The sequence below is a fragment of the Nocardia arthritidis NBRC 100137 genome (assembly GCF_001612765.1).
GTDB classification, from domain to species: domain Bacteria; phylum Actinomycetota; class Actinomycetes; order Mycobacteriales; family Mycobacteriaceae; genus Nocardia; species Nocardia arthritidis.
The window spans coordinates 1-22,476 of sequence record NZ_BDBB01000035.1; the positions used below are offsets into that span (position 1 = coordinate 1).

Annotated in this window: 2 protein-coding genes (1 of these 2 only partly in view); both read left to right on the top strand. The window is 72.2% G+C overall.

Annotated features, from left to right (window positions below; genetic code table 11):
• Positions 1-8,620: non-ribosomal peptide synthetase (locus NA8_RS23110; RefSeq protein WP_157106863.1), on the top strand; the 8,620-nt coding region annotated here is incomplete at its 5' end.
• Positions 8,620-22,476 carry the 5' portion of a non-ribosomal peptide synthetase gene (locus NA8_RS23115; protein ID WP_063052448.1) on the top strand. It continues 11,433 nt past the right edge of the window, so 13,857 of the gene's 25,290 nt are visible here — the first part of the coding sequence; the start codon lies at positions 8,620-8,622; the stop codon falls past the right edge of the window. The genes NA8_RS23110 and NA8_RS23115, both read left to right, overlap by 1 nt.

Below are 22,476 nucleotides of genomic sequence, written 5' to 3' on the forward strand. Positions count from 1 at the left end.
GGTCGTGCGCGATGACGCCGGAACCGGTGAGCGCCTCGTCGCCTACCTGATCGACGCGCCCGGCGCGCGAGTCGACCTGGGCGCGGTCGAAGCGACGCTCATCCGGCGGCTACCTGCGTACATGATGCCCTCGGCATACGTCGTGCTGACCGAGTTCCCGGTCAACGCCTCCGGCAAGCTGGACCGCCGAGCGCTGCCCGCACCGGCGGTCGAGTCCGCGCGGTTCCGCGCGCCCGCGACACCGGTACAGAGACTCGTCGCCGCCACGGTCGGTGAGCTGCTCGGTGTCGACCGGGTAGGGCTGGACGACGACTTCTTCGCCCTCGGCGGCAACTCGCTCACCGCCGCCCGGCTGGTGGCCCGGCTCGGCGCTGCGCTCGACACCCGATTGCCGGTGCGGGCGTTGTTCGACGCGCCGACGGTCGCCGCGTTGGCCGAGCGGGCCGAATCGCATCGCGGCGATGGCGGTCGCGCACCGCTGCGCCCGCTCCCGCGGCCGGACCGGATTCCGCTGTCCCCGGCCCAGCAGCGCATCTGGTTCGTCAACCGTTTCCACGCCGGTGAGCAAGCGGGACCCGCGGGCGCGATCGACAACATCCCGGTCGCGCTGCGGCTCTCGGGTGATCTCGACCTCGCGGCGATGACCACGGCCTTGGCCGACCTGGTGGCCCGGCACGAAACCTTGCGCACCGTCTACCCGGACGGCCCCGATGGGCCCGAGCAACGGGTCCTGCCCTCGGTCGCGCCTGACGTCCCGCTAGTGCGGGTGACCGAAACGGCACTGCCGGAACGGCTTCGGAAGCTGGCTGCCGCGCCCTTCGATCTGGTGACCGAGCTACCCCTGCGCGCAGTGCTGTTCGTGATCGACGACGCGGCGCGGGAGTATGTGCTCGCCTTGGTGCTGCACCACATCGCCGCGGACGGATTCTCCCTCGGACCGCTGGCCGAGGATCTGATGACCGCCTACCTGGCGCGCCGCGCCGCCGCCGCGCCCGCATGGGACGACCTGCCGGTGCAGTACGCCGACTACACGCTCTGGCAGGCCGATTCCGCCGACATCGACCGGCAGCTCGACTACTGGCGCAGCGCCTTGGACGGCCTGCCGGAACAGCTCGAGTTGCCCACCGATCGTCCGCGCCCGCCGGTCTCCTCGCATCGCGGCGCGACACACCGCCTGCGCATCGACTCCGATCTGCACAGCGAACTGGGCGAGCTGGCGCGTAAGCGGGAGACCACGCTGTTCAGCACGGTGCACGCGGCGCTGGCGGTGCTGCTGGCCCGCCTGTCCGGCGGCTCGGACATCGCGATCGGCACCCCGGTCGCCGGACGCGGCGACGCGGCGCTGGACCGGCTCGTCGGCATGTTCGTCAACACACTGGTGCTGCGGACCGCCGTCGACTCCAGAGCCCGCTTCGAGACCGTCCTGGACGCGGTGCGCGACCAGGACATCGATGCGCTCTCGCACGCCGACGTACCGTTCGAACGTCTCGTCGAAGTGCTCGCGCCCACCCGCTCGCGCAACCGTCATCCGCTGTTCCAGGTGGCGCTGACCTTCCAGAACTTCACCCTGCCCGAATTCGAGCTGCCGGGCCTGCGGATGAGCGCGCAGGAGTTCGACGCGCCGGTGGCCGAATTCGACCTCCAGTTCACCGTGCTGGAGTCGAACGACCGGGACGGCCGCGCCGACGGCATGCAGGTCGAGATCCGCTACGCCACGGACCTTTTCGACGCCTCGGCGATCGCCGTGCTCGGCAGGAGGTTCACCCAGGTGCTTGCCGCCATCGCCGCCGATCCCACGGTGGTCGTCGGTGACATCCAGTTGCTCAGCGCCGAGGAACAGCACCGCGCGCTGTACGAGTGGCCCGTCGGCGGGGACGATGTCGCCGATGTCGCCGGCAGCCTGGCCGAGCGTTTCGCGCGGGCCGCCGCGCCGGCCCCGGACGCCGTCGCGGTGCGGGACGGTGCGCGGTCGCTGTCCTACGCCGAACTCGACGAGTGGTCCAATCGGTTGGCGCGGCGGCTGACGGCCGCGGGTGTCGGGCCGGAAACGCTGGTGGCCGTCGCGCTGCCCCGCTCGGCGGAACTGGTGGTCGCCCTGCTCGCCGTGCTCAAGGCGGGCGGCGGGTACCTGCCGATCGACCCGGCCTACCCGGACGACCGGATCGAATACGTCCTCGACGACGCCCGCCCGATCTGCGCGATCGCCGGAGCCGCCACCGAGTTGCCGCGCGGCTGGTTCGGCGGACCGGTGATCGACGTCGACGCGCCGAACCTCACGGAGTTCAGCGGCGCGCCGGTCACCGACGCCGACCGGCGCGCCCCGCTGCGCTCGGCACACGTGGCCTACGTCATCTACACCTCCGGCTCCACCGGCAGGCCCAAAGGTGTTGTGGTGCCGCACCGCAACGTGCTGCGGCTGCTGGACAACACGCGGCGTCGCTTCGGTTTCGGACCGGCGGACGTGTGGACCCTGTTCCACTCCTACGCCTTCGACTTCTCCGTATGGGAACTGTGGGGGCCGCTGTCGACCGGCGCCACGGTGGTGGTGGTCGACTACTACACCTCGCGCTCGCCGCAGCAGTTCCGCGATCTGCTGATCGCCGAGCGGGTCACCGTACTCAACCAGACGCCGTCGGCGTTCTACCAGCTCGTCGCCGCCGATGCGGCCGGACCGGAAGCCGCCGGATTCGCCTTGCGCACCGTCATCTTCGGCGGCGAAGCGCTGGAGCCGCAGCGCCTGGCCGGTTGGTTCGCCCGCTATCCGGACGCACCCCGCCTGGTGAACATGTACGGCATCACCGAGACCACGGTGCACGTGTCCTATCGCGAGATCGGCCGGCGCACCGGGTCATCGAGCGTGATCGGTACGGCGCTGCCCGGACTGACCGTTCGCCTGCTCGACGACCGGTTGCGGCCCGTCCCGGTGGGGGTGCCCGGGGAGATCTACGTGTCCGGCGGCCAGCTGGCGCGCGGCTACCTGCACCGTCCCGCCCTGACCGCCGCCCGTTTCGTCGCGGACCCGTACGCGGGCGACGGCTCGCTCACCTACCGCTCCGGCGATCTGGCCCGCTGGACCCCCGACGGTGAGCTGGAGTACCTCGGGCGCGCCGACCAGCAAGTGAACCTGCGCGGCTTCCGTATCGAGCTGGGAGAGATCGAGTCCGCGCTGCTCGACGCGTGCGACGCGGTGCGGGAGGTGGCCGTGATGGTGCGCGCCGACCTGGTGGACGAACCGCGCATCGTGGCGTACGTGGTGGCTGTGGACGACCCGGACGACCCAGACGACTCGATCGATGCCGCCGCGCTGCGGCAAGCCGTGGCCTACCGCCTGCCCGAGCACATGGTGCCCGCCGCGATCGTGGTGGTGGGGCGAATCCCGCTGACCGTCAACGGCAAGCTCGACCGCGCGGCGCTGCCCGCGCCACGGTTCGAATCGACCGTCTACCGGCCGCCGTCCACACCGAGCGAACGCGTCGTGGCCGAGGTGTTCGCCGAAGTGCTCGGCTCGCAGCGCCCCGTTGGCGCCGACGACGACTTCTTCGCGCTCGGCGGCAGCTCCTTGCTGGCCGCCAAGGCGGTCACCCGAATCGGCGCGGCGCTGGGCCGGACGGTAGGGGTACGGGCGCTGTTCGAAGCTCCCCGGGTCGCGGATCTGGCCGCCGTGACGAGCACGGTGGCCATGGGCGGAACCCGGCCCGCGCTGCTGGCGGCGCCGCGTCCGGAGCGGATGCCGTTGTCGCCCGCACAGCAGCGGATGTGGTTCCTGAACCGGTTCGACCCGTCCTCCACCGCCTACAACATCCCGGTGGCCCTGCGGCTGTCCGGGCGGCTGGACGTGCCCGCGTTGCAGGCCGCGCTCGGTGACGTGGTCGCCCGGCACGAGGCGCTGCGCACCCGTTATCCGCAGGTCGATGGCGAACCGGTGCAGCTCATCGCCGACGCCGCCGACGCCACCCCGGTGCTGCGGCCGATCGACATCGCGGAAGAGGCGGTACCGCAGCGCATTCGGGAGCTGGCCGAGACGGCCTTCGACGTCACCGCCGAGGTCCCGCTGCGGATGCGGCTGCTGCGGGTGGCCAGGGCGGGTGCGCGTCGCGCGGACGGGCACGGCGAATTCGTGCTGGCCGGGGTGCTGCACCACATCGCCGCCGACGGCTCGTCCATCGCGCCGTTCGTGCGGGACCTGATGCTCGCCTATACCGCGCGCCGCGACGGCACGGCGCCGGAGTGGACGCCGCTCGCCGTGCAGTACGCCGATTACGCCCTGTGGCAACGCGCTCTGCTCGGCGCCGAGGGCGACCCCGATTCGGTGGCGGCCCGCGAGATCGCGTTCTGGAGCGAGACCCTCGCCGGGCTGCCCGACCAGCTGACGCTGCCCACCGACCGCCCCCGTCCGGCGAAACAGAGCCTGCGCGGGGACAAGGCGCCGCTGACGATCGGCGCGCGGCTGCACGCGGATCTCGTCGCGCTCGGCAGGCGGCACGGCGCGACGTTGTTCATGGTGGTGCACACCGCGTTCGCGGTGCTGCTCGCGCGCTGGTCCGGCGCCGGTGACATCGCCATCGGCACGCCGGTGGCCGGGCGCGGCGCGGCCGAACTCGACGACGTCATCGGGATGTTCGTCAACACCCTCGTGCTGCGCGTCGGCGTCGACGGCGGCGAGCCGTTCACCGGACTCCTGGCGCGGGCGCGCGCCGCCGACCTCGCGGCGCTCGAACACGCCACCGTGCCGTTCGAGCGCCTGGTGGAAGTGCTCAACCCGGTGCGCTCGACCGCCCGGCACCCGCTGTTCCAGGTGGGCTATTCATTCCAGAACCACGAGCGTGGGCAGCTGCGGCTGCCGGGCCTCGAGGTCGACGAACTCGACTTCGACAACGGCGTGGCGCAATTCGACCTGCACCTGTTCGCGGTGGACGCCTACGACGCCGACGGCGCGCCCGACGGCATCGAGCTGGCCCTCGGTTATGCCACCGATCTGTTCGAGCGGCCCACTGCTTTCCGGTTCGCCGCACAGCTGCGCCGGGTGCTGGAAGCGGTCGTGGCTCGCCCGGACCTACCCGTCGGCGATATCGATCTGCTCGGGACCGACCGGTCGCTGGTGCTGGCCGAATGGAACCGGACCCGGCAGCCGGTCCCGCGCGCCACGCTGGCGGATCTGATCGCCGCGCAGATCGCGCACAGCCCCGCGGCGGTCGCGCTGGTGGACGCGACGACCGGAGACGAACTGCGCTACGCCGAGTTCGGCGAACGGGTGAACCGATTGGCGCGCAAGCTCATCGCGAACGGTGTCGGCCCGGAGTCGACGGTCGTGCTGGCGATGCGCCGTTCGCCGGAACTGGTCGTCTCGATGTACGCCGTGGCGTGCGCCGGGGGCGCGTATGTGCCCATCGATCCGGATCATCCTGCCGAGCGGATCGCCCACATCATGTCCACCGCCGCGCCAGCTGTCGTCCTGACCACCTCGCGCGACGGCTCACCGACCGGAACGAACCGCACCGCGATGGAAGTCGACCGGCTCGACCTCGCCGAGTTCGCCGCGACCCCGATCACGGACGCGGAGCGGGTGCGGGCGCTGCGTCCGGAGCATCCGGCCTATGTCATCTTCACCTCCGGTTCGACGGGCCTGCCCAAAGGTGTGACGATCGCGCACGCCGCGATCGTGAATCAGCTGTCTTGGCTGGCCGGGGAGTTCGGACTCGGCGCGACCGATCGCGTGCTGCTGAAGACGCCCGCGACCTTCGATCTGTCGGTGTGGGAGTTCTGGTCTCCACTGGTCACCGGAGGACGCCTGATCATCACCGCTCCCGGCGCGGAACGCGACCCGGACCAGCTGCGCGCGCTGCTGCGCCGCCACGGCGTGACCGTGCTGCACGCCGTTCCCGCCTTGATCGGCATGCTGCTGGCAGCGGAGCCGGGAGTCGCCCTGCCGGAAACCCTGCGCCGCGTGCTCGCCATCGGCGAGGCGCTGCCGCCCGCCACGGCCGCGGACTTCCTGCGCCGGCACAACGCCGCGACCGCGCTGGACAACCTCTACGGTCCCACCGAGGCGGCGGTGTCGATCACCGCGTTCGCGGTGCGAACATCGCCGGAGCACACCGTCCCGATCGGGTCGCCGGTCTGGAACAGCCGGGTCTACGTGCTCGACGCGCGATTGCGGCCCGCGCCGATCGGCGTGCCGGGCGAGTTGTATCTCGCGGGTGCGCAGCTGGCGCGGGGCTACCAGCGGCGTCCGGCGCTGACCGCGGACCGCTTCGTGGCCGATCCGTTCGCGGTGGAACTCGGCGCCGCGGCGGGCGAGCGGATGTACCGCACCGGCGACATCGTGCGCAGGCGTCCCGACGGCACTCTGGAATACCTGGAGCGCGCCGACTTCCAAGTGCAGATCGGCGGCTTCCGCATCGAACTCGGCGAGGTGGAGGCCGCTCTGCGGCGGCAGCCCGGGGTGAGCGCGGCGGTCGCGGTGGCGCGGGCCGACGAACGCGCCGGAACGCGGCTCATCGCTTATGCGGCTGTGCCCGAAGCGGATTCGAAGGCGTACGCCGACTCGGCGGTATCGCTGCGCACGGCCGTGGCGGCGCAGCTGCCCAGGTACATGGCGCCCGCCGCCGTCGTCGTGCTGGCGGCGCTGCCGCTCACCGCCAACGGCAAGATCGATCGCGCCGCGCTGCCCGAGCCGGTATTCGCCGAGGCGGCTTCCCGCGCACCGGCCGGTGCGCTGGAGCGGCTGGTCGCGGACGCGTTCGCCGAGGTCATCGGCGTGCACACGGTGAGCGTGGACGATGACTTCTTCGCCAGGGGCGGCAACTCCCTGATGGCCACCCGGCTCGCGGCCCGGCTCGGCGCGGCACTGGGCGGCCACGTCCCGGTGGCCGCGGTGTTCGAAGCGCCGACGCCGGCCGCGCTCGCCGAGCGCCTCGCGCACACCGAGCGCGGCGCGGTCCGGCCCGCGCTGGTCCGCCGCGCGCATACCGGGTCGGTGCCGCTCGCGCCCGCGCAGCAACGCATGTGGGTGCTCGACCGGCTCACGCCGGACTCGTCGGCCTATCACATCCCCGCGGCGCTGCGGTTGCGCGGCGAGCTGGACGTGGCGGCGCTGGCGGCGGCCGTCGGCGATGTGCTCGACCGGCACGAGACGCTGCGCACCAGGTACCCGGATACCGAAGCGGGACCGGTCCAAGAGGTCGTGGCCGCGTCCCCGGTCGACCTGACGCCGATCCCGGTGCCGTCAGCGGAACTGACAACGCGCATCGCGGAATTCGTCTCCCTCGGTTTCGATCTCGCCGCCGCGCCGCCCGTGCGCGCCGCCCTGTTCGCCACCGCCGCCGACGAACACCTCCTGGTCGTCGTGCTGCACCACATCGGCGCGGACGGGTACTCGATCGCGCCGCTGACCGGCGACCTGGTGCGCGCCTACCTGGCCAGATCCGCCGGTCACGCGCCGGAGTGGGCCCCACCGGCCATCCGGTACCGCGACTACAGCGCCTGGCAGCACGAGTTGCTCGGCGATCCCGCGGATCCGGACAGCCTGCTGGCCCGCCAACTCGCCTTCTGGCGAACCGAACTGGCCGCGGCGCCGGAATTGCTGTCCCTGCCCACCGATCGTCCGCGCCCGGCACGCCGGGACACGCGGGGCGCGACCGTCGTGCGCGAGATCGACGCCGAGCGCACCGTCCGGCTGGAGCGACTGGCCCGCGAATACGGCGGCACGTTGTTCACCCTGGTGCACAGCGCGCTCGCGGTGCTGCTGGCGAAGCTGTCCGGCGCGGGTGACGTCACGGTCGGCGTCCCGGTCGCCGGGCGCGGTGTCCGCGAACTGGACGAGCTGGTCGGCATGTTCGTCAACACCGTGGCGTTGCGCACCGAGGTCGACCCGCGCACGAGCTTCGGCGACCTGCTGCGGCAGGCCACCCGGCGCGATCTGGCGGCGCTCTCGCACGCCGACGTCCCGTTCGATCAGGTGGTCGAGGCGCTGGGCGTCACCCGTTCCGGCTCGCATGCTCCGCTGTGCCAAGTGCTGCTCGCCTTCCACAACATGCCGCAAGCCGCCGTGGAGCTGCCCGGACTCGCGGTCGAGGCGGTCGATCTCGCCTCGACGGAGGCGAAATTCGACCTGCAGGTCACCGTGCTGGAGCGGTCCGGCGGCGGTCTGGAGCTGCGCGTCGGATACGCGACGGACATCTTCGACGAGCCGACCGCGCGGGCGTTCGGCGACCGGTTGCTGCGCGTGCTGGAGACGGTGGCCGCTGATCCGGCGGTGACCGTTCGCGCGATAGACATCCGGTCCCCGCACGAAAGGCGGCCCCGGCCGACCGCGACCGATCTGCCCGCTCTGATCGCTCGGGCAGCCCAGGCCGCGCCCGGCGCGCCAGCGTTCGAGCACGGCGATCGGCGGGTCGGCTTCGGCGAACTGGACGCGAAGCTCGCGACCGTCGCCAGGGCCATGGGCGCGGCGGCCAAACCCGAAGCCCTCATCCATGTCTCGCTCGCCGGGCTGGTGCCCGGCCTGCTCGCCGACCTCGGTGGCAGTGGCCTGACGGCCTTGCTGCAGACCCTGGCCGCCACCGCCGAGGCGCTGCTCGCCGACTCGGCGCCGGCTCTCGATTCGGAAGGAAACCGCTGATGACCCACGCAGACGCCGTCCGCCGCGCCTACGGCATCGACGACCTGCCCGGCCTCATCGCGACCGTCGCCGGACGGGAGCCACGACGGGTGGCGCTGCGCCACGGCGAGGTCACCGTCACCTACGCGGAGCTGGCCGCGGAACTCGCGGCGCTGTCGGAGATCATGAGCGCGGACTCGCTGGTCCCCGTGGTGGTCTCCGGTCGGCTGCCCGCGCTGCTGGAGTCCGGTGACGGTGCGCTCGGCGCGGTGCTGGACGCGCTGCTCGAGGACGCGCTCGCCGCCGTGCCCGATGTTCCGACCGCCACCGCCGCACCGGTCGAGACGCTGGTGAGCCTGTTCGAGGAGCAGGCACGCCGCACCCCGGACGCGATCGCGCTCGACTTCGCGGGCCTCACCCTGACCTACGCCGAATTCGATGGCCGGGTCAACGCGCTGGCCCAGCACTTGATCGGACGCGGCGTCCGGCCGGACACGCTGGTGGGCTTGGCGGTCCGGCGCTCGATCGACTTGATGGTCGGCATGTACGCGATCCTGAAGGCGGGCGGTGCGTACCTGCCGATCGACCCGGATCATCCGGCCGACCGCATCGCCTACGTGCTCGCGGTCGCCGATCCGGTGCTCGTGCTGACCACTACGCACGACGAACCCGAGTTCGGGCGTCCGGTCCAGACGCTGCGGATCGACGAATTCACGGGCCCGCCCGCACCGGCCGCCCCTGCGGTCGCCCGGTCGGCCGACGACACCGCGTACGTGATCTTCACCTCCGGCTCGACCGGCAGGCCGAAGGGCGTCGCCGTGTCGCATCGCTCGATCGTGGCGAATCTGCGCTGGCGGCAGCGGATGTACCGGCTGCGCGCCGACGACGTGGTGTTGCAGAAGACGCCGTTCACCTTCGACGTGTCGGTGTGGGAGTTCTTCTGGCCGTTGCAGGTCGGCGCCCGGCTGGTCGTCGCGGAGCCGGACGGCCATCGCGACCCGGCCTACTTGGCGCGCGTGATCGGCGAGCGCGCGGTCACGGTGGCGCATTTCGTGCCGTCCATGCTCGCGGTCTTCGTCGCCGAGCCGCGCGCGGCTGCGGTGGACTCGCTGCGGCTGGTCTTCGCCTCGGGCGAGGCGCTCCCGGCCGCCACCGCCGCGGCGTTCCGCGATATCTGCGGCGCGACCCTGCACAACCTGTACGGGCCCACCGAGGCCGCCGTCGACGTGACCGCGCACGAGGTGACCGGCGCGGACACGGCCGGGGTGCCGATCGGCGTCGCGGCCGACGACACCGAGTTGCTGGTGCTCGACGACAGCCTGCGCCCGGTGGCACGCGGCGTCGTCGGCGAGCTGTACCTGGCGGGAGTGCAACTGGCCCGCGGCTATGTGGCCCGCCCCGGCCTGACCGCCGAGCGATTCGTCGCCAACCCGGAGGGCCCGGCGGGGGAGCGGATGTACCGCACCGGCGACCTGGTGCGCTGGGCGCCCGGCGTGGAGGGCGGCCCGGACGAACTGGAATACCTGGGCCGCAGCGACTTCCAGGTGAAGCTGCGCGGCCTGCGGATCGAGCTCGGCGAGGTCGAGGCGGCGCTGTCGCGTCATCCGAGGGTGGCCCAGGCGGCGGTGGCGCTGCACCGGCAGGTGAGCGGTGATCATCTGGTCGGCTACGTCGTCGGAGACTCGATCGACGCCGCCGAGGTGCTCGAACACGTCCGGCGCGAGCTGCCCGAGTACATGGTGCCCACGCTGCTCGTCCCGCTGGACGCGATGCCGCTGAACGCCAACGGTAAGCTGGACCGCCGGGCGTTGCCGGAACCGGAATTCGGTTCCGGCGCACCGGCTTATCGGGCACCGGAGACCGAGGCGCAGGTGTCGGTCGCCGCGGTCTTCGCCGAGCTGCTCGGCGTGCCACGGGTGGGCGTCGACGACGATTTCTTCGCGCTCGGCGGCAATTCGCTGCTCGCCACCCGCGCCATCGCCCGGATCGCCGCGGCCCTCGGCGCCACCGTGGACGTGCGCGACTTCTTCGACCGCCCGACCGTGGCCGCGGTGGCCGCGCTGTCGCGTCCCGGCCCGGCGCGCCCGCCGCTGGTGGCGGGACCGCGCCCGGAGCACGTTCCGCTCTCGCCCGCGCAGCGGCGCATGTGGTTCCTCAACCGGTTCGACGCCGACATCGAGCGGGCCCGCGACCTGGGCGCCGCCGCCGTGGACAACATCCCGGTCGCGTTGCGCCTGCGCGGCCCGCTGGAGGTGTCCGCGCTGTCAGCGGCGATCACCGATCTGGTGGCCCGGCACGAAGTGCTGCGCACCGTGTATCCGCAGACCGCCGACGGGCCGGCGCAATCGGTGCGGCGGGTGCACGCGGTGTTCGACCTGACGCCCGCCGACGTACCGGAGGACCGGTTGGCCGCGGCGATCCGCCGAGCGGCGGGGCAAGGCTTCGACGTCGCCGAGGAGATCCCGGTGCGGGTGCGCCTGCTGCGCTGCGCGCCCGAGGACCACACGCTGGTGCTCGTCGTCCACCACATCGCGGCCGACGGGTTCTCGCTCGGTCCGCTGATGCGCGACCTGACCACCGCCTATGCCGCGCGGCGCGAGGGCCGGGCGCCGGAGTGGGCTCCGCTGCCGGTGCAGTACGCCGATTACGCGCTCTGGCAGCAGCGGGGGCTCGGGGCGGAGACCGACGCGGATTCCGTGGCCGCGCGCCAGCTCGCTTTTTGGCGCGCCGAATTGGCCGGACTCCCCGCGCAATTGGAACTGCCCGCGGATCGGCCGCGTCCGTCCGCGGCCTCCTATCAGGGCGCGACCTACGAGTTCGCCCTCGACGCCGCCCTGCGCGCCGAGGTCGAGGCGATCGCGGCGCGCGTTCGCGCCACCCCGTTCATGGTGCTGCACGCCACGCTGGCGGCCCTGCTGTCCCGGCTGTCGGGCACCGCCGACATCGCGATCGGTACGCCGGTCGCGGGCCGGGGCGAGGCCGCGCTGGACGATCTGGTCGGCATGTTCGCCAACACGCTCGTGCTGCGCACCGAAGTGGATGGCGCGCGCAGCTTCGCCGAGTTCCTCGCGTATGCCGCTGATCGCGACCTGCGCGCTTTCGCACACGCCGACATCCCCTTCGAGCAATTGGTGGACGCGCTGAACCCGGCGCGGTCCGCCGCGCGCCACCCGCTGTTCCAGGTCGCGTTGTTCATGCAGAACGTCGGGCCGATCGCGCTGGCCATGCCCGGTCTGGACGTCGAGCCGGTCGACTTCGATCCCGGTTTCGCGAAGTTCGATCTGCAGCTCACCGTCTCCGACGCCGGCGACGGATATCGCGCGGAATTCACCTATGCCACCGACCTGTTCGACGCGACGACCGTGCGGGAGTTCGCGGTGAAATTCGTCCGGCTGCTGCGTGCGGCGGTGGACGACCCGGACGCCCCGGTCGGGGATCTCCCGCTGCTCGACGCGGGCGAACTGGACTACGTCACCGCGAGCTGGAATGCCAGCGGGCACAAAGTGCCGGACCGTTTCCTGCACGAAGGCTTCGACGCGCAGGTACGCCGCACGCCGGATGCCGTCGCGCTGGTCACCGGCGCCGAGCGGTTGAGCTACACCGAGCTGTCGGACCGGGCCGACCGGCTGGCCAGGATGCTCATCGAGATCGGCGTCGGCCCGGAAGCGCTGGTCGTGCTGGCCCTGCCCCGCTCGATCGAGCTGGTCGTGGCCATGTACGCGGTGGCGCGGGCGGGCGGCGCGTACGTTCCGGTGGATCCGGCGCATCCGGCCGAACGCATCGGTCACATCCTCGACACCGCGCGCCCGCACGCGATCCTGACCAGCCGGACGGCCGGATTCGACGCGGGGACCGATTGCGCGCCGGTGTATCACCTGGATGAACTCGATCTCTCCGCCTACCCCTCCGGCAAGATCGGCGACCGCGAACGCCGCGGCGTGCTGCACCCACAGCACCCGGCCTACGTGATCTTCACCTCCGGGTCCACCGGCAAGCCGAAGGGCGTGGCGGTCAGCCATCAGGCCATCGCCAACCAGCTGGCCTGGATGCACGCGGAGTACCGTCCGCGTGTCGGTGATGTCTACCTGCAGAAGACCGCGAGCACCTTCGACGTCTCGCTGTGGGGCTACTTCCTGCCGCTGCGCGCGGGCGCCACGTTGTTGCTCGCGGCGGCGGACGGGCACCGCGATCCGCGCTACCTCGCCGAAACAGTTGCCCGCCATCACGTCACGCTCACCGATTTCGTTCCGTCGATGCTCGCGGTGTTCGCCGCCCACGCGCAGCCGGGCGAACTCGACTCGCTGCGCGAGGTGTTCGTCATCGGCGAGGCGCTGCCTCCGCACACCGTCGCCGCGTTCCGGCAGGTGTGCGACGCGGGCCTGCACAACCTCTACGGCCCGACCGAGGCGGCGGTGTCCATCACCAACCGCGAGGTCACCGACGTGGACACACCGTATGTGCCGATCGGCGAGCCGGAGTGGAACGCGCAGGTCTACGTGCTGGACGGACGCTTGCGGCCCGCGCCGATCGGCGTGCCGGGCGAGCTGTACCTGGCGGGTGCGCAGTTGGCGCGCGGTTACCACGGCCGCGTCGACCTCACCGCCGACCGTTTCGTCGCGAACCCGTTCGGCGTGCCGGGCGCGCGCATGTACCGCACCGGTGACCTGGTGCGCTGGAGCGGCGACGGCGAGCTGATCTATCTTGGCCGCACCGACTTCCAGGTGAAATTTCGCGGCCAGCGCATCGAGCTCGCCGAGATCGAGACGGCGCTGCTGGCGGTACCCGAGGTCGGACAGGCCGCGGCACGGCTGGTCACCGGACCGGCGGGTGACTTCCTGGCGGGTTACGTGATCACCGTGCCCGGCGCGACAATCGCACTCGAGGCGGTGAAAGCCTTTGTCGCTCAGCGGCTTCCCGCTTACATGGTGCCGTCCGCGCTGGTCGAACTGGACGAATTCCCCGTGAACACCAGCGGCAAGCTCGACCGTGCGGCACTGCCGACCCCGGTGCTCGCCGCCGAGCGCTTCCGCCGGCCCGTTGACGCCGCGCAACGGCTGGTCGCCGCGGTCTTCACGGAGGTGCTGGGAGCCGAGCGAGTCGGGCTGGACGACGATTTCTTCGCCCTCGGCGGCAGCTCCCTGGACGCTACCCAGGTCACCGCCCGCACGGGCGAGGCCGCGGGCGTTCGCGTGCCGGTGCGTGCGCTGTTCGACGCGCCCACGGTGGAGGGGTTCGCCGCCGCCGTCGAACGCCTCGGCGCGGAGGGGGCCGCCCGGCTTGCGCTGGTCCGCCGGGAGCGGCCCGAACGGGTGCCGCTCTCGCCCGCGCAGCAGCGACTATGGTTCCTCAATCGCGTCGAGAATCAGGACGGCGCCGACAGCGTCTACAACCTGCCGATCGTGTTGCGGCTGACCGGTCGCCTGGACGTGACCGCGCTGGAGGGCGCCGTGCTCGACGTGCTCACCCGGCACGAGACGCTGCGCACCACCTACCCCGAAACCGACGGCGGCCCCTACCAATCCGTACTCGACGCGGCCGACATCGGCTTGAGCCTGCATCCGGTGCCGATCGACCGCTCCGCGGTGCGGGACGCGGTGATCGGCATCGTCCGCGCCGGGTTCGACGTCACCGCCGAGCTGCCGTGCCGGGTCGCGCTGCTGGCCGTCGACCGGGTGGACGAGGCGCGCGGCGTCACCGGCGACGAATACGTGCTGGTGTTCGTCGTGCATCACATCGCCGCCGACGCCCTGTCGATGGCGCCGCTGGTCACCGATCTGGTCCGGGCCTATCTCGCGCGCCTGACCGGCCTGCGGCCGGACTGGGACGAGCTGACGGTGCAGTACGCCGACTACAGCCTCTGGCACCGGGAAGTCCTCGGCGCCGAGGACTTCCCCGGCGACTTGGCCTACCAGCAGTTACGCTTCTGGCGCGACGTGCTGGACGGCGCCCCGGCGCAACTGCCGCTCCCGGCCGATCGGCCACGCCCCGCGGTCGCGTCGCACGAGGGAGCGGCCGTCGATTTCGCGATCGAGCCCGAGGTGGCCGCGGGCCTGCGCGCGCTCGCCCGGCGCAGCGGCGCGACACTGTTCATGACACTGCACGCGGCCTTCGCCGCCACCTTGGCCAGGATGAGCGGCAGCGCCGACATCGTGATCGGCTCGCCCGTCGGCGGGCGCGGCGAGCGAGCTCTGGACGCCCTCGTCGGCATGTTCGTCAACACCCTCGCACTGCGCACGCGGGTCGCCGCCGACGCCTCGTTCGCCGGGCTGCTCACCGAGGTCCGCGACGCCGACCTGGCCGCGTTCGCCAACGCCGACCTGCCCTTCGAGCGGCTGGTGGACGCCATGGCGGTGGATCGCTCCGCCGGTGCGCACCCGCTGTTCCAGGTGATGTTCAGCTTCGAGGCCGCGACGCCCGCCTTCGACGGACAGGCCATGCAGGTGCCGTGGCTGTCGGTGCGTCCGGTCGAGATACCCGACAACGGTGCGAAGTTCGATCTGCACCTGGTGGTGGCGGAGCGGGCGGAATCGGCTGGCCTGTCGGCGACCCTGCGCTACGCGACCGACCTGTTCGACGCCGCGACGGCCGAGTCCTATGCCGATCGGTTCCGGCGCATGCTCGCCGCCGCCACGGCCGAACCCGGGGCGCGCATCGGTGACATCGAACTGTTGTCGGACGCCGAACGCGCGCGGGTGCTGCGGGAATGGAACGCCACCGCGCATCCGCTGCCCGAATCCGACACGCTCGCCTCGCTGTTCGCCGCGCAAGTCGAACGCACACCGGACGCTGCGGCGATCACCTTCGACGTGACGACACCGGCCCATCCGTCGCCCGACCACCACCCCTCGATGAGTCGCTCCGCGACGCTGACATATGCGGAGTTCGCCGGGCGGGTCAATCGCTTGGCGCGGTGGCTGGTCAGCCGAGGCGTCGGCCCGGAAACGCTGGTGGCGCTGGGCATGCGCCGCTCCGTCGACCTGGTGGTCGGCATGTACGCGGTGGTCGCGGCGGGCGGCGGCTACCTGCCGATCGATCCCGACCATCCGGCCGAGCGCACCGCGCGCATCCTCGCCACGGCAGCGCCGGTGTGCGTGCTGACCGCGGGCGCGGGCCTGAATTGCGGCCTACCCGAGACGCGGATCGATCGGCTGGACTTGTCAGGCTACCCCGACACCCCGCTCACCGACGCCGACCGGCGTGCTGCGCTGCGCCCGGAAAACACCGCCTACGTGCTGTTCACCTCCGGCTCCACGGGCACGCCGAAGGGCGTGGTCATGAGCCATCGCGGCATCGTCAACCGGCTGCGCTGGATGCAGTCGGCGTACGTCGCGCTCGGGCCGGGGGATGTCGTGTTGCAGAAGACGCCCGCCACCTTCGACGTGTCGGTGCCGGAGTTCTTCTGGCCGTTGCAGGTCGGCGCGCGCATGGTGCTGGCGCGGCCGGACGGGCATCGCGACCCGGGGTACCTGGCGCGCCTCATCCGTGCCGAGGGCGTCACCGTTGCGCACTTCGTGCCGTCCATGCTGGCCGTCTTCGTCGCGGGCGAGTTCGACGCGCCTTCCCTGCGCGAGGTGTTCTGCTCCGGTGAGGCGCTGCCGGTCGGCGTCGCCCACCGGATGCGCGACCTCACCGGTGCGCGGGTGCACAACGGCTACGGGCCCACCGAGGCCGCGGTGGAGGTGACCTTCCACGCGGTGTGCGACACCGACTTCGAGTCCGTGCCGATGGGCAAGCCGATCTGGAACACCCGGACGTATGTACTCGACGCGCGGCTGCGGCCGGTGCCGGAGGGTGTGCCCGGCGAACTGTATCTCGCGGGTGTCCAGCTGGCGCGCGGCTATCTGGGCCGTCCCGGCCGCACCGGTGACCGGTTCGTCGCCGACCCGTTCGGCCCGCCCGGCGAACGGATGTACCGCACCGGCGATCTGGTGCGGTGGACCCGCACGGGCGAGCTGGAGTTCCTCGGCCGCACCGATTCCCAGGTCAAGCTCCGCGGCCTGCGCGTCGAACTCGGCGAGATCGAGTCGGCGCTGCTCGCGACGCCCGCCGTGACCCAGGCCGCCGTTGCGGTACGTGACGATCGCGGCACCGGCGAGCGACTGGTCGCCTACCTGGTGGCGGACGCACCGGTCGAGGTCGCGGCGGTGCGCGACGCGGTGGCCCAGCGACTTCCCGGGTATATGGTGCCGCAGGCGTTCGTGGTGCTGGACCGGTTGCCGGTGAACTCCTCCGGGAAGCTGGACCGATCCGCGCTGCCCGCGCCCGCGCTCACGTCCACGGCCTTCCTGCCGCCGAGCGGCGCGGCGGAAACGCTTGTCGCCCAGACTTTCGAAGCCTTGCTCGGCGTGGCCGAGGTGGGCGCGGAGGACGACTTCTTCACCCTCGGCGGCAACTCCCTCAGCGCCACCCAGCTGGCCGCGCGGCTGGGCAAGGCCACCGGCGCCGAGGTGGCGGTGCGCACGATCTTCGACGCGCCCACGGTGCGGTCGCTGGCGCGGCGGATCACCGTGGACGGCGCGGTCGAGACCGCTGCGGTCGCGCTGCCGCCGCTCACCCCGCAGGAGCGCGGCGGTCCGATCCCGTTGTCGATCGCCCAGCAGCGCATGTGGTTCCTGAATCGGTTCGACACCACCAGCGGCGCGTACAACATCCCGTTCGCGCTGCGCCTCACCGGGGCGCTGAACGTGCCCGCGTTGGAGGCGGCGATCGCCGATGTGATCGCCCGGCACGAGACGCTGCGCACGATCTATCCCGAACACGACGGCAGCGCGACCCAATTGGTGCTTCCCGCAGGGACGAAACTGGTCGAATTGGTCACACGGCCGGTTCCCGCGCAGCAGGTGCCCGAACTCGTCGCCGCGGCCGCGCGAATGGGCTTCGACGTGACCGCCGAGGTGCCGCTGCGCGTCCGCCTGCTGCACGTCGAGGACGACCGGCCGGGCGCGCAGCAGGTCCACATCCTGCTGTTCGTCGTGCATCACATCGCCGCGGACGGCTGGTCTTTCGCGCCACTGACCAGGGATCTGGCCAACGCATACGTCGCACGGTGCGCGGGCATGGCGCCCGCGCCGGGTCCCCTGCCGGTGCAGTACGCCGACTTCGCGCTCTGGCAGCGCGGCGCGCTCGGCTCGGCCGACGACCCGGCCTCGGTGCTGTCGCGCCAGCTGGCCTACTGGACCGATCGGCTGGCCGGGCTGCCCGAGGTGCTGACGCTCCCGTCCGACCGGCCGCGTCCCGCGGTGGCCACCAACCGGGGCGGCGCGCTGACCGGCCGGCTGGAGGCCGCCCTGCACGAGCGGATCCACGACCTGGCCGCCGCGCACCGGGCGACGCCGTTCATGGTGCTGCACACCGCGCTGGCCGTGCTGCTGAGCCGCTACGGCGCAGGCGCGGATGTCGTGATCGGCGCGCCGGTCGCCGGGCGCGGCGAGGAAGCGCTGGACGAGCTGGTCGGCATGTTCGTCAACACGCTGGTGCTGCGCACCGAGGTCCGCCCGGACGTGACTCTGGCCGAGCTGCTGGCGTCCGTGCGCGCGGCCGACCTGGCCGCCTTCGACCACGCGGCGGTGCCGTTCGAGCAGTTGGTCGAGGCGCTGAACCCGGTCCGCTCACAGGCGCACGCCCCGCTGTACCAGGTCGCGCTGACCTTGCAGAACCAGGCCGCGCCGCAGTTCCGGCTGCACCGGCTGGCCATCGCCGCGCTCGAGGTGGGCGCGGCGCCGATCCAGCTCGATCTGGACTGGACGCTCACCGACCGCTACACCGCCGACGGCGCGCCGGACGGCATCGACGTGCACCTGCACTACGCGCTCGACCTGTTCGACGAACCGACCGTCGCCGGATTCCTCGTCGCCTTCGAGCGCGTGCTGCGCGCCATGGTGCGCGACGCCCGCACCCCGGTCGGCGCGGTCGAGCTGATGTCGCCGGCCGAACGCGGGATGCTGCTGTCGGACCGCAACGCCACCGCGCACGCGCTGCCCGCCGAGACATTGGACGACCTGCTCACCGCCCGCGTCGCCGCCACACCCGAGCGCGTCGGCGTGCGCTTCGAGGGCGCGGCGGTGACCTACGCCGAGTTCGCCTCCCGGGTGAACCGGCTGGCCCGCAGACTGATCGAGACGGGTGTGGGCCCGGAGGACATCGTCGGCCTGGCCGCCGCACGCTCGATCGAGATGCTCGTGGCGATGTATGCGATCGTGCGCGCGGGCGCGGCCTACCTGCCGATCGATCCGGCGCACCCGGCCGAACGCCTGGCGCAGATCGCCGGGAGCGCCGCGCCGCGGCTGGTGCTGACCGCGGGCGGCGCGACGCTGCCCGCCTTGGACGGTGTGGTCGTCCTCGACCTCGCCGACCTCGATCTCGACGGCGTCGCCGACGGCCCGATCGCCGATGCCGAGCGTGCCGCCGCGTTGCGACCGGACAACACCGCCTACGTGCTGTTCACCTCCGGCTCCACCGGGCGGCCGAAGGGCGTGGCCGTCACGCACCGCGCGATCATGAACCAGCTGCGGTGGCTGGAATTCCGCTACCAGGTCACCGCGTCCGATCGCATCCTGCAACGCGCGCCGCTGACCTTCGACGTGTCGGTGTGGGAATGCTTCCTGCCGATCGCCGTCGGCGCGCCGCTGGTGATCGCCCGCCCCGGCGGGCACCTGGATCTGAGCTACTTCGCGGACCTGCTGCGCGAACACCGCATCACCATCGCCGAGTACGTGCCCTCGGTGCTGGCGGCGCTGCTCGGCGAGGGCATGGGCGACGCGCTGCGGTCGTTCCGGCACCTGCACTGCGGCGGTGAAGCGCTCACCCCGGACCTGCTCGCCGCGCTGCGCGGCAGCCTCGACGGCGCGGTGCACAACGCCTACGGCCCCACCGAGGCGGCGATCTCGGCGATCTACCACGAGTTCACCGACGCAGACGCGGGAGCAGGCCGGGACGTGGCCATCGGCCGCCCGTGCTGGAACACCAGGGCCTACGTGCTGGACGCCCGGTTGCGCCCGGTGCCGATCGGCGTCACCGGAGAGCTGTATCTCGCGGGTGACCAACTGGCGCGCGGGTATCACGCCCGCCCGGGGCTGACCGCCGAGCGATTCGTCGCCGACCCGTTCGGGGTGCCCGGCCGCATGATGTACCGGACCGGTGATCTGGTGCGCTGGAACCGCGACGGTGATCTGGTGTATCTGGGCCGCAACGACTTCCAGGTCAAGCTGCGCGGCCAGCGGATCGAGCTGGGCGAGATCGAGTCGGTTCTCGCCGCCGCGACCGGCGTGACGAACGCGGCGGTGCGCGTGGCCCGCGACAGCGCGGGACAGGAATGCCTGGTCGGTTACGTCACCGGGGCGGACGTGGCGCCGGAGGCGGTGCTCGACGAGGCGCGCGCCCAGCTGCCCGCCTACATGGTGCCCACCCGCGTCGTCGTGCTGCACGAGATGCCGTTGACCACCGTGGGCAAGCTCGACCGGTCGGCGCTGCCCGCTGTCGAACTCGCCGGCGTCGCCACGGAGTTCCGCGCGCCGCGGGAGGGGACCGAAGCGGTGCTCGCCACGCTGGTCGCCGACCTGACCGGTGCCGCGCGGATCGGCGCGGACGACGACTTCTTCGCTCGCGGCGGCAATTCGCTGCTTGCCATGCGGCTGGTCGCCAGGGTCAACGCCGCCTTCGGGTGCGCGCTGACCGTGCGCGAGGTGTTCGAGACGCCGAGCGTGGCGGGGCTGGCGGCGCGGGTCGCGTCGCAGCGTCCGGAGACCGCCCGGCCCGCGCTCGCCCCGGCCGAGCGTCCCGCTCGAATCCCGTTGTCGCTGGCACAAACCCGCATGTGGCTGCTGCACCGGCTCGATCCGGATTCGGCGGTTTACCACATCCCGATCACCATCCGGCTCACCGGCGCGCTGGACGAGGCGGCGTTGCGGGCTGCCGTGCGCGACGTGATCGATCGGCACGAATCGCTGCGCACCATCTTCCCGGCGGATGCCGACGGCCCCACCCAGGTGGTGCTCAACGGGGCGGAGGTGCCCGAGCTGCCGCTGCACCCGATCGAGGTGACCGAACCGGCCCTGCGCGCCGCGGTTTCGGCGGCGGCTACGGAGAGCTTCGAGCTGCGCGGGCGTATCCCTTTGCGGGCGAGCCTGTTGCGCGTCGCGCCGGACGATCACCTGCTCGCCGTGGTGGTCCACCACATCGCCGCCGACGGCGTCTCCACCGCCCCGCTGGCCCGCGACCTCATGACGGCCTACACCGCGCGCGCCGCCGGGGAGCCGCCGTCGTGGCATCCGCTGCCCGTGCAATACGTCGACTTCACCCTCTGGCAGCGCGCTGCGCTGGGCTCCGCCGACGATCCGGACTCGGCGCTGTCGAACCAGATCGCCTACTGGCGGGCCGAACTCGACGGACTCGCCCCGGTGCTGGAGCTGCCCGCCGACCGTCCCCGCCCGGCGGTGGCCTCCGGGCGCGGCGCCACCGTCGACTTCGCGATCCCCGCCGACCTCACCGGCTCGATCGCCGAACTCGCTCGGCGGCGCGGGGTCTCGACGTTCATGGTGCTGCACGCCGCGTACGCCGCGCTGCTCGCGCGGCTCGCCGGAGTGGACGACGTCGCCATCGGCACTCCGGTCGCCGGACGCGGTGAACAAGCGCTGGACGACCTGGTCGGCATGTTCGTCAACACCCTCGTGCTGCGCACGCCGATCCCGGCGGACGCGTCGTTCGCCGAACTGCTCGCTCGCGTGCGCGAGGTCGACGTGCGGGCCTTCGCCCACGCCGACCTGCCCTTCGAGCGCCTGGTCGAGGAGCTGAATCCGGTCCGTTCACAGGCGCATTCGCCGATCGTGCAGACGCTGCTCACCTTCGAGCAGCACGACGACACCGTGTTGCGCCTGCCCGGTCTCACGGTGTCGGCCTATCCGCTGGACAATCGCGTCGCCCAGTTCGACTTGGCCGTGGAATTGACCGAGCACCGCGCGGAGACCGGTTACGCGCTGCGCGGCGTGCTGCGGTACGCCACGGATCTGTTCGACCGGGCCACCGTCGAGACGTTCGGGGCTCGCTTCGTGCGGGTGCTGCGGGCCGCGGTGGCCGACGCGTCGGTGCGGGTCGGCGACCTCGAACTCCTGGACGACGCCGAGCGGGGGCTGGTGCTCGACCGATGGAACGACACCGCCGTCGCCGTCGACCCGGCGGCAACGCTGATCTCGCTGTTCGAGGCGCAGGTGGCCAGGACCCCGGACGCGCCCGCGGTCACGGTCGAGGGGCACGCCATGGCCCACTCGTCGCCCGACCACCACCCCGACATGAGTCGCTACGCGACGCTCACGTATTCCGAGTTCGCCGGACGGGCCCGACAGCTGGCGCGCTGGCTGGCCGCGCAGGGCGTCGGCCCCGGCACGCCGGTCGCGCTCGGCATGCGCCGTTCGCTGGACCTGGTGCTCGGCATCTACGCGGTCACCCTCGCGGGCGGCGCGTACGTCCCGCTCGATCCCGACCACCCGGCCGAGCGGCTGGAATACGTGCTGTCGACCGCGCGGCCGGTGTGCGTGCTCACCTCTGGGCTCGACCTGGACGCGGGCGCGGCAAGACAGGTCCGGATCGACAGGCTCGACCTGACCGGCTACTCCACCGCCCCGCTGACCGCTCCGGACCGGCTCGGGTCGCCCGCGCCGGGACACACCGCTTATGTGATCTTCACCTCGGGATCGACCGGACGCCCGAAGGGCGTCGCGGTCACCCACGCGGCGATCGTGAATCGCCTCACATGGATGCAGTCGGCCTATCCGCTGGCCGCCGACGACGTGGTGCTGCAGAAGACCCCCGCCACCTTCGATGTTTCCGTCTGGGAGTTTTTCTGGCCCTTGGCTTTCGGCGCGCGGCTGGTGGTCGCTCGTCCA